At 73.3% G+C, this 13,767-nt stretch carries 11 protein-coding genes; 7 read left to right on the top strand and 4 right to left on the bottom strand.

The features are described 5' to 3' along the window. Position 1 precedes the first annotated feature (1 nt). A complete protein-coding gene (gene pgfA, locus ACZ51I_RS00900) occupies positions 2 to 991 on the top strand; it encodes a cell envelope lipid trafficking protein PgfA (protein WP_468870635.1) in 990 nt (329 codons plus the stop codon). Here pgfA and hrpB read toward each other — a convergent pair. Then, the gene (hrpB, locus tag ACZ51I_RS00895) at positions 975 to 3,560 is read right to left on the bottom strand and encodes an ATP-dependent helicase HrpB (RefSeq protein ID WP_468870633.1); all 2,586 of its coding nucleotides are present in this window, start codon (positions 3,558 to 3,560) and stop codon (positions 975 to 977) included. The genes pgfA and hrpB overlap by 17 nt on opposite strands. A gap of 72 nt (positions 3,561 to 3,632) precedes the next feature. Beyond that, complete coding sequence (locus tag ACZ51I_RS00890) at positions 3,633 to 4,472, bottom strand: class I SAM-dependent methyltransferase (RefSeq protein ID WP_468870632.1); 840 nt, start codon at positions 4,470 to 4,472, stop codon at positions 3,633 to 3,635. Positions 4,473 to 4,816: 344 nt separating this feature from the next. Between ACZ51I_RS00890 and rpsA the strand changes: the two genes are divergently transcribed. From rpsA to ACZ51I_RS00870, 4 genes are all read left to right on the top strand, one after another. Next, a complete protein-coding gene (gene rpsA / locus ACZ51I_RS00885) occupies positions 4,817 to 6,325 on the top strand; it encodes a 30S ribosomal protein S1 (protein WP_121830289.1) in 1,509 nt (502 codons plus the stop codon). A 177-nt stretch (positions 6,326 to 6,502) separates the two neighbouring features. Continuing rightward, positions 6,503 to 7,441, top strand: coding sequence for a PAC2 family protein (locus ACZ51I_RS00880; protein WP_468870630.1), 939 nt, complete (start codon positions 6,503 to 6,505; stop codon positions 7,439 to 7,441). A 31-nt stretch (positions 7,442 to 7,472) separates the two neighbouring features. Continuing rightward, on the top strand, positions 7,473 to 8,072 hold the full coding sequence (gene coaE, locus ACZ51I_RS00875; RefSeq protein ID WP_468870629.1) for a dephospho-CoA kinase: 600 nt from the start codon (positions 7,473 to 7,475) through the stop codon (positions 8,070 to 8,072). Between the two features lie 62 nt (positions 8,073 to 8,134). Beyond that, positions 8,135 to 8,503 (top strand): tetratricopeptide repeat protein, encoded by a 369-nt coding sequence (locus ACZ51I_RS00870; protein WP_468870628.1) that lies wholly within the window; start codon positions 8,135 to 8,137, stop codon positions 8,501 to 8,503. Positions 8,504 to 8,517: 14 nt separating this feature from the next. Here the strand turns inward: ACZ51I_RS00870 and ACZ51I_RS00865 are convergent, their stop codons facing one another. Both ACZ51I_RS00865 and ACZ51I_RS00860 read right to left on the bottom strand, forming a co-directional pair. Continuing rightward, positions 8,518 to 8,787 carry a DUF6343 family protein gene (locus ACZ51I_RS00865; RefSeq protein ID WP_468870627.1) on the bottom strand — a complete coding sequence of 90 codons (270 nt, stop codon included), beginning with the start codon at positions 8,785 to 8,787 and terminating at the stop codon, positions 8,518 to 8,520. A 105-nt stretch (positions 8,788 to 8,892) separates the two neighbouring features. Continuing rightward, on the bottom strand, positions 8,893 to 9,228 hold the full coding sequence (locus ACZ51I_RS00860) for a hypothetical protein (RefSeq protein ID WP_468870626.1): 336 nt from the start codon (positions 9,226 to 9,228) through the stop codon (positions 8,893 to 8,895). Between the two features lie 185 nt (positions 9,229 to 9,413). Between ACZ51I_RS00860 and ACZ51I_RS00855 the strand changes: the two genes are divergently transcribed. Further along, the gene (locus tag ACZ51I_RS00855) at positions 9,414 to 12,269 is read left to right on the top strand and encodes a DEAD/DEAH box helicase (RefSeq protein ID WP_468871663.1); all 2,856 of its coding nucleotides are present in this window, start codon (positions 9,414 to 9,416) and stop codon (positions 12,267 to 12,269) included. Then, positions 12,266 to 13,546 carry an SWIM zinc finger family protein gene (locus tag ACZ51I_RS00850; protein ID WP_468870625.1) on the top strand — a complete coding sequence of 427 codons (1,281 nt, stop codon included), beginning with the start codon at positions 12,266 to 12,268 and terminating at the stop codon, positions 13,544 to 13,546. The genes ACZ51I_RS00855 and ACZ51I_RS00850 overlap by 4 nt, the downstream gene beginning before the upstream one ends. Positions 13,547 to 13,767: the final 221 nt, after the last annotated feature.

Raw genomic sequence — 13,767 nt, 5'->3', positions numbered from 1 at the left:
CGTGCGCCGCCGAGCGGGCCTCGTCCTGCTCGCCCTCGCCGTGTTCTGCGCCGCGATGGCCCCGACCCTGCGCTGGTACGCCTTTCCCCGGCTGGCGAAGATCCCGGCGAACCAATACCAGGACACCGTCCTGGAGGCGCGGCCCGCGACCCTCCTCAACTACTCCACCCTCCGGGCCGAACAGGTCGACAAGATCACGATCATCCAGACCCTCAAGGGCAACGTGGAGGAGTCGCGGCGCATCGAACGCGACGCCGGGCGCGACGTCGTCGTATGGGACGCCCTCGCCTACGTGACGGGGCCCGACGGCAAGATGGTCTCCAAGGTCCCGGAGCGGTACGTCTTCGACGCCCACACCCAGGAACCCGTCCACGCCACCGGCGAATCGGTCGACGGCGACCCGGTCCGGCGCGAGGGCATCGAGTTCAAGTTCCCCTTCTTGACCGAGAAGCGCGACTACCAGTACTTCGACGCCCAGACCCGCACCGCCGCCCCCATCCACTACAAGGGCACCCGCACCTTCCGCGGCATGGAGGTCTACTACTTCGAGCAGACCATCCCCTGGACCAAGGTCCCCATGCCCAAGACCATGCCGGTCAAGGGCATCACCCCGCAGCTCCTCGCCGACTCCGGCCTCACCCGCTGGTACACGACCAAGCGCATGTTCTGGATCGAGCCGGTCACCGGAGCCCCCGTCAACGGCGAGGAGATCCACAAGGAGGAACTCCGCAACGCCAAGGCGCTCATGGGGCAGGACACCCTCACCGTCTTCGCGGGGCACGTGAAGATGCGCGAGGACTATCTCGAAAGCGTCGGCGACATGGTCTCCTCCAACCGCCTCATGGTGCTCATGCTCGTCTCCTACATTCCGTGGACCCTCACCGCCCTGGCCCTGGCCCTCCTCGCCCTCGCCCTCTGGCTGGAGGCCCGCTCGCGCCGCCCCGAACCCGAGCCGCCCACCGCCCCGGTCCCGCTCAGCGCTCCCCTCTGAGCCGCGCGCTGGTGTGCCGGGTCGGCACCGCCACGGACGGATCCTCCGGCCACGGGTGCTTCGGGTAGCGCCCCCGCAGCTCCGCCCGCACCGCGCGGTAACCCTCCCGCCAGAACGACGCCAGGTCGGCCGTGACAGCCGCCGGCCGGCCGGCGGGGGAGAGCAGGTGGACGAGCACCGGCACCCCCGCCACCCGGGGAGTCTCGGCCAGACCGAACATCTCCTGGAGCTTCACCGCGAGCACCGGCCGCTCACCCCCGTACTCGACCCGTATCCGCGAACCGCTCGGCACCTCGATCCGCTCCGGCGCCAGCTCGTCCAGCCGGACCGCCTCGCCCGACGCCCACGGCAGCAGCCGCCGCAGCGCCTCCCCGGCGTCGATCCGCCCCAGATCGGCCCGGCGCGAGGCCCGGGACAGCTCCGGCTCCAGCCACTCCCCGGCCCGTTCGACCAGCGCCCCGTCCGACACGTCCGGCCAGGGCTCCCCCAGCTCCCGGTGGAGAAAGGCGAGGCGGTCACGCAACTCCCCGGCCTCCCGACGCCACCGCAGCAACCCGAGGCCCTCGCGCCGCAGCCCGTCGAGCAGCGCCTCCCGCACGAGAGCGGGCTCGGCCCGGGCGCCCAGGGGCCGGACCGTCAACTCCACCGCGCCCAGCCGGTCCACCGACCGCGCCACCACGTCCCCGTCCTCCCAGCGGACCTCCTCGCCGGTGCTCCGCAGATGCCCGGCCGCCCGGCACGCCATGGCCTCGTCCACCACGGCCGCGAGCCGCACCCGCGCCGTGGCGTCCCGCGCGGTGCGGTCCGCCACCGCCACGGCGAGCCACGGACTGGACCGCAGCCGGGAGCCCTCAGCCAGCCGCGCCCCGCTCCCCGACACCATCAGACAGCCGCCCTGCTCCCGGGCCCTGGCCACCCGCTCCGGGAACGCCAGCGCCGTCACCAGACCGGCCACGGCGTCGTCACCGACCGCCGCCCCGGTAGCGCCCCCGCCCCCGCTCCCGCGCTGCCTCGCCACGGAGACGCCGCCATCGCCCATCGCCTCGCCGGCCGACCGCTCCAGGCGGCGCGCCTCCGTCCTCCACCGCGCGCCGTACCCGTCGGAGCCCTGACGGGCCGCGCGCCAGGCCGCCACCAGGTCGTCCCCGTAGTCGCGCGGCGGTTCCTCGCTGAGCAGCGCCACCACCTCCGCCGCCCGCCGGACCCCGACCTCGGGCGCACCGTCCAGCAGCGCGCGCCCGAGCCGGGGGTGCAACCCGAGCCGGGACATCCGTACCCCCCGCTCCGTGGCCCGGCCGTCCCCGTCCACGGCCCCGATCGATCCGAGCACCGCGCGGGCCGCCGCCATCGCCCCGGCCGGCGGCGCGTCCAGCAGCGCGAGCCCCTCCGCAGACGGGTCACCCCAGCAGGCGGCCCGCAGGGCGAAGTCCGCCAGGTCGGCGATCCTGATCTCGGGCGACGGGAACCGCGCCCGGCTGCCGTCCTCCGCCTCGGCCCAGCAGCGGTAGACCACGCCGGGCCCCTCACGACCGGAGCGGCCCGCCCGTTGGGTCGCCGCCGCGGTCGACACCGGCACCGTCGCCAGGGAACCGAGACCCCGGGCGTGGTCCATGCGGGGCTCCCGCGCGAGCCCCGAGTCCACGACGATCCGCACCCCCGGAACCGTCAGGCTCGACTCCGCCACCGACGTCGAGAGCACCACCCGCCTCCGGCCACCCGGCCCCGCACCCCGCAGCACCGCGTCCTGCACCGAGGCGGGAGCCCGCCCGTGCAACTGGAGCACCTCCGCGTCGACCCCGTCGAGCAGTCCCGCCGTCCGCGCGATCTCCCCCGTACCCGGCAGGAAACAGAGGACGTCGCCCGCGTGCCGCTCCAGAGCCAGCCGGACCGTCGAGGCCACATGACGCAGCAGGGCCGGATCCACCCAGGTGCCGTGCGCCGCCCTGATCCCGGCCGGCGGCGCGGTGAACCGCACCGCATACCCGTGGCCCTCGCCCTTGCTCCGCACCACCGGCGCGGGTCCCCCGCCGTCGAGAACCGTGAGCAGCCGCGCCCATGCCTCGGCGTCGCCCGTCGCCGAGGCCGCGATCAGCTTCAGCTCCGGGCGCAGCGTCGCCCGCACGTCCACCAGGAACGCCATGGCCGTGTCGGCGTCCAGATGCCGCTCGTGACACTCGTCGAGCAGCACCACGTCCACGCCCGCCAGCTCCGGATCACGCTGGAGACGCTGGAGCAGGATGCCCGTGGTCACCACCTCGACCCGGGTCGAGGGACCACCGCGCCGCTCGCCGCGCACCGAGAAGCCGACCGCGCCGCCGACCTCCTCGCCGAGCAGCCAGGCCATCCGCCGGGCCGCCGCCCGCACGGCCATCCGCCGCGGCTCGGCCACCAGGACCCGCCGCCGCGGTCCGTCCCCTATGAGGCCCGCGAGCGCGAGCGGCACCAAGGTCGTCTTGCCCGTGCCGGGAGGCGCGGACAACACGGCCGTACCGCGCCGGTCGAGCGCGCTCAGCAGCTCGGGGACGGCATGACGGACGGGAAGACGGTCGAGTGCGTCGTTTCGGATCACGCCCTCAGTCTCGTACGCGAGGCAAAAAAGACGGGCCCCGTTGTCCACAGGGCCCACCTATTAGTACGACGACTACTCCGCGCGCTCGCAGACGAAGATCGCCGTGCCGGGGATCAGATTCCCGCGCAGCGGGGACCAGCCGCCCCACTCCTGGCTGTTCCAGGACGGCCACTCCGGCTCGACCAGGTCCACGAGCCGGAAACCGCCGGCCACCACGTCCCGCACCCGGTCCCCCAGGGTCCGGTGGTGCTCCACGTACACGGCCCGCCCCTGCTCGTCCTGCTCGACGTACGGCGTCCGGTCGAAGTAGGAGGCGGCGACCGAGAGGCCCTCCGGCCCCGGCTCGTCCGGGAAGGCCCAGCGGATCGGGTGCGTCACCGAGAACACCCAGCGGCCGCCCGGCCGCAGCACCCGGCGCACCTCGCGGAAGACCCGCACGGGGTCGGCGACGAACGGCACCGCGCCGTACGCCGAGCACGCCAGGTCGAAGGAGCCGTCCCGGAAGGGCAGTGCCCCCGCGTCCGCCTCCACGAGCGGCACCTCCCCGCCGATCCGCAGCGCGTGCTGGAGCTGCCGGTGCGAGAGGTCCAGGGCCACCGGCCGCGCCCCCTGCGCCGCCAGCCACCGCGAGCACTGCGCGGCGCCCGCGCCGATCTCCAGGACGTCGAGGCCCTTCAGCGAGGCGGCCGGCCCGAGGAGCCCGGCCTCGGCCTCGTCGAGCCCTTCGGGACCCCATACGAACCGGTCGTCACCCAGGAAGGAGCCGTGGTCGCTCTGGTACTCGTCGGCGTTCCGGTCCCACCAGCCGCGGCTCGCCCGGCTGCTCTCCGCTTCGCCCGCGTCACGCCGGGTCGCCTCGGCCTCGTCGGCCTCCCCGTCGACCCCGTCTTCGTGTCCGTACTCTTGGTTCATCTCGCCCGCCGATGTAGTTTGCGCTCAGTGCCGCCGTGCGCCGGACCCCGCCGTCCCGGCCAAGGGGCATGAGTCCTGCCGGAATTGAGCAGATCTGCCCCGGGTGCGCGCTTCGCGCATTGACCCTGTCCGGCCGCCCCCGTATGCTAAAGGTTGCGCTGCGGGCCTGCGCGCCTCAGACGGAGCAGGCCGCGCTCGTACCTGTTGTATGTCCCCTCGGTTTTCGAGGTTCCCTGCCGTTCGCGGAAGGGCGCTTCATTGGCTGTCCGGCTTCTTGGTGCGATACGGGCTCACGGCGTAGCAGTACCTACGACTTTCTGTCCGTAACCGGAGCCCTTTCCCACATGACGAGCAGCACCGAGACCACCGCCACCACCCCGCAGGTTGCGGTCAACGACATCGGTAACGAGGAAGCCTTCCTCGCCGCGATCGACGAGACGATCAAGTACTTCAACGACGGCGACATCGTCGACGGCGTCATCGTGAAGGTCGACCGGGACGAGGTCCTGCTCGACATCGGTTACAAGACCGAAGGTGTGATCCCGAGCCGCGAGCTCTCGATCAAGCACGACGTCGACCCGAACGAGGTCGTCAAGGTCGGCGACGAGATCGAGGCCCTGGTTCTCCAGAAGGAGGACAAGGAAGGCCGCCTGATCCTCTCGAAGAAGCGTGCCCAGTACGAGCGCGCCTGGGGCACCATCGAGAAGATCAAGGAAGAGGACGGCATCGTCACCGGTACCGTCATCGAGGTCGTCAAGGGTGGTCTCATCCTCGACATCGGCCTCCGTGGCTTCCTGCCGGCCTCTCTCGTCGAGATGCGTCGTGTCCGCGACCTCCAGCCCTACGTGGGCAAGGAGCTCGAGGCGAAGATCATCGAGCTGGACAAGAACCGCAACAACGTGGTCCTGTCCCGCCGCGCCTGGCTGGAGCAGACCCAGTCCGAGGTTCGCCAGACGTTCCTCACGACCCTCCAGAAGGGTCAGGTCCGCTCCGGCGTCGTGTCCTCGATCGTCAACTTCGGTGCCTTCGTGGACCTGGGTGGCGTCGACGGTCTCGTGCACGTCTCCGAGCTGTCCTGGAAGCACATCGACCACCCGTCCGAGGTTGTCGAGGTCGGCCAGGAGGTCACCGTCGAGGTTCTCGACGTGGACATGGACCGCGAGCGTGTCTCCCTGTCGCTGAAGGCGACGCAGGAGGACCCGTGGCAGCAGTTCGCCCGGACCCACCAGATCGGTCAGGTCGTCCCGGGTAAGGTCACCAAGCTGGTTCCGTTCGGTGCGTTCGTCCGCGTGGACGAGGGCATCGAGGGTCTGGTCCACATCTCCGAGCTGGCCGAGCGCCACGTGGAGATCCCGGAGCAGGTCGTCCAGGTCAACGACGAGATCTTCGTCAAGGTCATCGACATCGACCTCGAGCGTCGTCGCATCAGCCTCTCGCTGAAGCAGGCCAACGAGTCCTTCGGTGCCGACCCGGCCTCGGTCGAGTTCGACCCGACCCTGTACGGCATGGCCGCGTCCTACGACGACCAGGGCAACTACATCTACCCCGAGGGCTTCGACCCCGAGACCAACGACTGGCTCGAGGGCTTCGAGACCCAGCGCGAGGCCTGGGAGACCCAGTACGCCGAGGCGCAGGCTCGCTTCGAGCAGCACCAGGCTCAGGTCATCAAGTCCCGCGAGGCCGACGAGGCCGCCGCTGCCGAGGGCGCTGCCGCCCCGGCCGCCGGTGGCAACGCCGGTGCGGGCATCTCGGGTGGTTCGTACTCCTCGGAGTCGGACGACAACTCCGGCGCCCTGGCGTCGGACGAGGCGCTCGCCGCCCTCCGCGAGAAGCTCGCCGGCGGCCAGAGCTGAACAGGCTCTCCGCTGAGCGCTAGCCGCTAGCGAACCGAGGCCCGTTCCCCTTCGGGGGAGCGGGCCTCGGTCGTTTCCGCCTGAGCACCCGGCTCCTCCGGCGGAAGATCGCGCGACCTGGGAATGGCCGTGCCGCCCCCGACGTTGCCAGAGAGGACACGAGGAGGAGCGGTAATCGTGCTTGATCCGCAGGAGTTGTACGAATGGGACCCGAAGGGCGTGGCCGTCGTCGACCTGGCCCTGGCGCAGGAGTCGGCCGGGCTGGTCATGCTGTACCACTTCGACGGCTACATCGACGCGGGCGAGACCGGTGAGCAGATCGTCGACCGGCTGCTCGACACCCTGCCGCACCAGCTGGTGGCCCGCTTCGACCACGACCGGCTCGTGGACTACCGGGCCCGCCGCCCGCTGCTGACCTTCCGGCGCGACCGCTGGACCGCGTACGAGACCCCGTCGATCGAGGTCCGCCTCGTGCAGGACGCCACGGGCGCGCCCTTCCTCCTCCTCTCCGGCCCGGAGCCGGACGTGGAGTGGGAGCGGTTCGCCGTCGCCGTCCGGCAGATCGTCGAGCGCCTCGGGGTGCGCCTCTCCGTCAACTTCCACGGCATCCCCATGGGCGTGCCGCACACCCGCCCGGTCGGCCTCACCCCGCACGGCAGCCGAACCGACCTCATGCCCGGCCACCGCAGCCCCTTCGACGAGGCGCAGGTGCCCGGCAGCGCCGAGGCCCTCGTCGAGTACCGGCTCACCGAGGCCGGCCACGACACCCTCGGCGTCGCCGCCCACGTCCCGCACTACGTGGCCCGGTCGCCGTACCCCGACGCGGCCCTGACCGCCCTGGAGGCCGTCACCGCCGCCACCGGCCTCGTCCTCCCGGGCGTCGCCCACTCGCTGCGGACCGAGGCCCGCCGCACCCAGACCGAGATCGACCGTCAGATCGGTGAGGGCGACGAGGAGCTGGTCGCGCTCGTGCAGGGCCTTGAGCACCAGTACGACGCGGCCGCCGGCGCCGAGACGCGCGGCAGCCTGGTCGCCGAGCCGGTCGAGCTGCCGTCGGCCGACGAGCTGGGCCGCGAGTTCGAACGCTTCCTCGCGGAGAGGGAGGGCGACGGCTAGCCCCGCCGGGCCAGGCCCTAAGCTGCCGCTCATGCTGAAGGTGGGCCTGACCGGCGGGATCGGCGCCGGCAAGAGCGAAGTGTCGCGGCTGCTCGTCTCGTACGGGGCCGTGCTGATCGACGCGGACCGCATCGCGCGCGAGGTCGTCGAGCCCGGGACTCCGGGGCTCGCGGCCGTCGTGGCGGCCTTCGGGGAGGAGGTCCTCACCGAGGAGGGGACGCTCGACCGGCCCAAGCTCGGCGGCATCGTGTTCGCCGACGCCGACCGCCTGGCCGCGCTCAACGCCATCGTCCACCCGCTGGTCGGGGCCCGGTCGGCGGAGCTGGAGAGCCGCGCGGGCGCCGGTGACGTCGTCGTCCACGACGTACCCCTGCTCACCGAGAACGGGCTCGCGCCACTGTACGACCTGGTCGTGGTCGTGGACGCGTCCCGGGAGACCCAGCTCGACCGGCTGGTACGGCTCCGCGGCATGGCCGCGTCCGAGGCCGAGGCGCGGATGGCGGCCCAGGCGACCCGTGCGCAGCGGCTGGCCGTCGCCGACCTCGTGATCGACAACGACGGACCGCTCTCCGCACTCGAACCCCAGGTGCGGAAGGTCTGGGACGAGCTGGAGCGCAGGGCCACGGCCTAGCAATGGAATGCCGCCGCCGGGTCCGGTGTTCAACCACCGGATCGAGGGGAAGGATGTCCATCGTGGCCGACAGGAACCCGGAAACGCACGTCATCGACTTCCGCGCCGCCGAGCACCTGCTGGCCGCGCGGGACCCTCGCGGGGCCGTGAAGCTGCTGGACTCGGTGATCGCCGCCCACCCCGAGAACACCGCCGCGCGCCTGCTGCGCGCCCGCGCTTTCTTCGCCGCCGCACAGCTCCGTCCGGCGCAACTGGAGTTCGAACTGGTCCTGGAGCGCGAGCCGGACAACGCCTTCGCCCACTTCGCGCTGGCCCGCACCCTCGAGCGCTCCGGGCAGACCGCCCAGGCGATGCGGCACTTCCGCCTCGCCGCCGCGCTCGACCCGAAGCCGGAGTACCTCCAGGCGGCGGGTTTCGACACCCGGGGCTGAGCTCGCGCGGAACGTCAGCGTCCCCTGCCGCCGCGGTCGGGTTCGTACGGCGGGATGCTCCGGCCCGGCTGCCAGTGCGGGCCCTGACGGATATGGCGGAGCACCATGGTCAGGTCGACCGTGACCACCAGGAACAGCACCCCGCAGGCCGCCGCCCAGCCGGGGCGTCCGAGCAGGGAGAACACGGTCGTGCCGAAGGCCGCCCAGAGCAGGCCCCACACGCTCAGCCAGAACCGCAGGCGCAGAGGGCTTCGCGCGGTCGCCGGCTCGTTCCCGGTACGCATCACGGTGGCATCTCCCCTTGGAGCTCCGAGGCCACTTCCAGCATGGACCCGGGGCGAGGGAAACGGAACGCCTAGTTCGGGCTGTCCTGTCCCGTGGACGGCTGTCTAGTGGACGACGCTGTAGCTGCGCCAGGGCAGGGTGTCCGGGGGGATCTTGTCCCCGGTGTTGCTGGGCACGTAGGTGGAGACCTTCCCCCGGCAGTCGCGGGTCGGGTACATCACGATGTCGACCAGGGTGTTGTTCTCGATCTTGGTGACACCCGAGGGCGCGAGACGGTGGCAGCCCTTCACCGAGGGGCTCGTCACGTTCACCACCACCTCGCGCTCCGTCTCGTACGTGAGGGTGCCCACGGCGCTGCGGCCGAGGCCCGAGCAGCCGGCGACGGCGAGAGTGAGCAGCACGGCCCCGGTGGCGGTCGTGAGACGCCGGCGAACGGACATGGCGGATCCTCTTCTGTCGTGTCGTTTCAGGCCACCCTGCCGCCCGCGGGGACGGGTGTCATCCGTTGTTGGGCCGCCCGGGGGAACCGTCCGACGGTCGTTGTCAGACCCCACCCGTAAGGTCGGAGGTCCAGTCGGGAAACGACGGACAGCGGGAGGAGAGCGGAGCCGTGGGACACACCTGGATGACCAGCGCCGCCGTCTTCCTGCCGGCCGCCCTTCCCCGCGACGGCCGGATCGCCTTCTGGGCCCCCGACGGCGGCGCGCTGCCGGACCCGGGGGCGAGCGGCGCGGAGCGGGTCGAGCTGACCGTGGCGCGCCGGCACGGCAGCGGCGCCCGGGGCCGCTCGGTGCCCGCCGTGACGCTGCCCGTCGAGGCCGCCCTGCCGCACCTGGTCGCCGCCCGGCACCACCCGGCCGCGCACCCCGCCACCGCCGCCTGGGGCGCCGCCGCCCTGCACGCACTGCACCTGACCGCGCGCGGGCGGCTCCTCCCGGGGCTGACCGCCGACGACCTGGACGCCTGGCGGGCCGGACCCCTGGACGCCGAGGACATCGCGCATCTGCGGGCCGTCGCCGCCGCCCTGCCGCCCGAGGGGTACGCCGTGCCGGCGCCGGGCCGCGGTCCGCTGCGGCTGCCCGAGCCCGAGGCCCTCGTGCGGGCCTTTCTCGACGCGGTCGCCGACACCCTGCCGCGTACCCCGGCGGCCGCCCACGCGGTCGGGGCGCCGTTCGCGGCGCGTGCCCCGCAGCACCTGCCCCGCGCGCGTGCCTGGGCCGCCGAGGCGGCGGCCGGGATGGACGCGGGGGTACGGGTCTCGCTCCGCCTCGACCTGTCTCCGTACGAACTCTTCGACACCACGGAGACGACGGCGGCCACGGAGAACGCAGCCGCGGGTGAAGGCGCCGGCGGGGAGCGTCACGCCGCCGCCGCGCTCCTCCAGATCCACAGCCTCGCCGACCCCACCCTCGTCATCGACGCCGCGGACCTGTGGGCGGGCGACGGTGAGCACTTCGGGCCCCGCGCCCGGATCGACGCCGTCCTCGCCCTGCGCCGGGCCGCCCGCGTCTGGTCCCCGCTCTCCCGGCTCCTGGAGCGGGAGGTGCCCGACGTCCTCGCCGTCACCGAGGACGAGCTGTACGAACTGCTCGGCCCGGCCGCCGCCCGGCTGGCCGACGCGGGCGTCGCCCTCCACTGGCCGCGCGAGCTCGCCCGATCGCTCAGCGCCTCCGCCGTCGTCCGCCCCGCCCACGCGGCGCCCGGCTCCGCCACCGACGGCACCTCCTTCTTCGACAGCGAGGAGCTCCTGCGGTTCAACTGGCAGCTGGCCCTGGACGGCGATCCGCTCACCGAGGGAGAGATGGACCTCCTGGCCGAGGCGCACCGGCCGATCGTGCGCCTCCGTGACCAGTGGGTGGTCGTCGACCCCGCCCTGGTCCGCAAGGCGCGCAAGCGGGAACTCGGCCTGCTCGAACCTGTCGACGCCCTCGCTGCCGCGCTCACCGGCACCGCCGAGGTGGACGGCGAGTCGGTCCCCGCCGTCCCCGTCGGCGCCCTCGCCGCGCTCCGCGACCGGCTCCTGGCCGGCCCCGAGGCCGTGCAGGCCCCGCCCGGCCTCACCGCCACCCTCCGTGACTACCAGCTCCGCGGACTCGCCTGGCTCGACCTCATGACCTCGCTCGGCCTCGGCGGCTGCCTCGCCGACGACATGGGACTCGGCAAGACGGTCACGCTCATCGCCCTCCATCTGCGTCGCGCCCGCCGCGCCCCCACCCTCGTCGTCTGCCCGGCCTCCCTCCTCGGCAACTGGCAGCGGGAGGTGCGGAGGTTCGCCCCCGACGTCCCCGTCCGGCGCTTCCACGGCACCGACCGGGATCTCGGCGGCACCGAGGGCGGCTTCGTCCTCACCACCTACGGCACCCTGCGCACCAGCGCCGCCCGTCTTGCCGAGCGGGAATGGGGGATGGTCGTCGCCGACGAGGCACAGCACGTCAAGAACCCGTTCTCCGCGACCGCCAAGGCGCTGCGCGAGATCCCCGCACCCGCCAGGGTCGCCCTCACCGGCACCCCCGTGGAGAACAACCTCTCCGAGCTCTGGGCCCTCCTCGACTGGACCACCCCCGGTCTCCTCGGCCCGCTCAAGACCTTCCGCTCCCGCCACGCGCGGGCCGTGGAGAACCACGAGGAGATCGAGCACGAGGAGGCCGTCGAGCGGCTCGCCCGGCTGGTGCGGCCCTTCCTGCTGCGTCGCCGCAAGTCCGACCCCGGCATCGTCCCCGAACTCCCGCCCAAGACGGAGTCCGACCATCCCGTCGCCCTCACCCGGGAACAGGCCTCGCTCTACGAGGCGGTCGTCCGCGAGACCATGGCCCGGATCGAGGGCGCCGAGGGCATGGCCCGCAGGGGCCTCGTCATGAGCCTGCTGACCTCCCTCAAGCAGATCTGCAACCACCCCGCCCAGTACCTGAAGGAACAGGCCCCGCACGGCAGCGGCACCGCACGGCTCGCCGGCCGCTCCGGAAAGCTCACCCTGCTCGACGAGCTCCTCGACACGATCCTCGCGGAGGACGGGTCCGTGCTCGTCTTCACCCAGTACGTGTCGATGGCGCGGCTCCTCGCCGACCACCTGGCCGCGCGCGGCATCCCGGCCCAACTCCTGCACGGCGGCACCCCCGTGGCCGAGCGCGAGCGGATGGTGGACCGCTTCCAGGCCGGCGAGGTCCCCGTCTTCCTCCTCTCCCTGAAGGCCGCGGGCACCGGCCTCAACCTCACCCGGGCCGGCCACGTCGTCCACTACGACCGCTGGTGGAACCCGGCCGTCGAGGAGCAGGCCACCGACCGCGCCTACCGCATCGGACAGACTCAGCCGGTGCAGGTCCACCGGCTCGTCGCCGAGGGCACCGTCGAGGACAGAATCGCCGAGATGCTCCGCGCCAAGCGGGCCCTCGCCGACGCCGTCCTCGGTTCCGGGGAGGCCGCCCTCACCGAACTCACCGACCGGGAACTCGCCGACCTGGTGTCCCTGAGGAGGCCCTCGTGAACCACGCCGGGGGTGCGCGGGGCGCACGGGGTGCCGCACCCCGCCACGACGACCGCCGCCGTAGCTTCCCGCAGGTCGCGCCGCGCTCGGCTCCCGACGGCCGGTTCGCCGCCACCTGGTGGGGGAACGCCTGGGTCGCGGCCCTGGAGGACGCCGCCCTCGACCCGGCCCGTCTCGCGCGCGGCAAGGCGTACGCGGGGCGCGGACACGTCGACGCCATCACGGTCACGCCCGGCCGGGTCGTCGCCTACGTCCACGGCACCCGGCCCCGCCCGTACCGCACCGAGATCAGGATGCGGACCCTCGGCGACGACGGCTGGGAGCGGTTCCTCGACGAGGCGGCCGCGCGCCCCGACCACATCGCCGCCCTCCTCGACAAGGACGTACCGCACGCCCTGGAGGCGGTCACCGGACTGCTGCCCGCGCCCGGCGACCTCGTCCCCGACTGCTCCTGCCCGGACGACGGTTACCCCTGCAAGCACGCCGCCGCCCTCTGCTACCAGGCCGCCCGTCTCCTCGACGAGGACCCGTTCGTCCTCTTCCTGATGCGCGGCCGCGGGGAACAGGAGCTCCTCGCCGCACTCACCCGGCGCAACGCCGCCCGGAGCGCGGTGGAGACGGCCGCAGCCGCCCCGCCGATGCCGACAGTGCCCGCCGGTATCGCGCTCGCCGCGGCCGGCGGGGCCGGGCTCCCGCCGCTGCCGCCCGAGCTGCCGGTCCCGGACCGACCGGGACGCCCTGCCGTCTTCCCGCCGGACCCGGACGCCCCCGATCCGCTCGCCCTCGATCTGCTCGCGACCGAGGCCGCCGCCCGCGCCCACGCCTTCCTCGCCACCGGCCACGACCCGGTCGCCGCGCTCACCCCCTGGCAGGACGCGGTCCGGCTGGCCGCCGCGCACCCCGGTTCCGGACTCACCGCCTCCTCGCGCGCGCTCTACCGCGACCTGGCGGACGCCCTCGACCGCACCCCCACGGACCTCGCCCGCGCCGTCGCCGCCTGGCGCCAGGGCGGCGCGGCGGGCCTCGCCGTCCTGGAAGAGCCGTGGGATCCGCCGGCCGGTCCGTTCGACCGGGCCAGACCCGCGCTGCTCGCCGCCGACTTCCCGGCGTTCCGCCCCTGGCGCAACCGGCTCTCCAGCGAGTCCCTCCAGCTCAGGCTCGGCCGGGACGGCCTCTGGTACGGGTACGAGTCGGACGCCGGCCGCGAGGACTGGTGGCCGCGCGGCGCCCCCGACCCGGATCCGGTCGGCGCCCTCACCGATCTACTGGGCCGTTGAAGGGCGTTGAAGGGCGTGGCGGGCGTTGACGGGGCGCGGACAGGCGTGTGACGGGAGTCCGGGGAGTCGAAAGGAGCTCACGGGGCCCACGGGAACCGCCGGGAGGTGACCCGACACTCGAACGGACCCCCACTCGATGGAGTGAAACCCGTCAACGGCCGGATCCGGCACACACGTTTCCCGCGTTGATTCCGGTACGGGCACTTGCCCGTGTACACCTC

This window comes from Streptomyces sp. NPDC034084 (assembly GCF_055575535.1).
The sequence above is the reverse complement of the archived record's forward strand: the minus strand, read 5'-3'. Positions and strand labels throughout refer to the sequence as shown.

What these genes read in the sequence shown, in the direction of transcription:
- ACZ51I_RS00890 (WP_468870632.1), bottom strand. Translation starts at nt 4,472, where the DNA reads ATGAACCAAGAGTACGGACACGAAGACGGGGTCGACGGGGAGGCCGAC.
- rpsA (WP_121830289.1), top strand. Translation starts at nt 4,817, where the DNA reads ATGACGAGCAGCACCGAGACCACCGCCACCACCCCGCAGGTTGCGGTC.
- coaE (WP_468870629.1), top strand. Translation starts at nt 7,473, where the DNA reads ATGCTGAAGGTGGGCCTGACCGGCGGGATCGGCGCCGGCAAGAGCGAA.
- ACZ51I_RS00865 (WP_468870627.1), bottom strand. Translation starts at nt 8,787, where the DNA reads ATGCGTACCGGGAACGAGCCGGCGACCGCGCGAAGCCCTCTGCGCCTG.
- ACZ51I_RS00860 (WP_468870626.1), bottom strand. Translation starts at nt 9,228, where the DNA reads ATGTCCGTTCGCCGGCGTCTCACGACCGCCACCGGGGCCGTGCTGCTC.
- ACZ51I_RS00855 (WP_468871663.1), top strand. Translation starts at nt 9,414, where the DNA reads ATGACCAGCGCCGCCGTCTTCCTGCCGGCCGCCCTTCCCCGCGACGGC.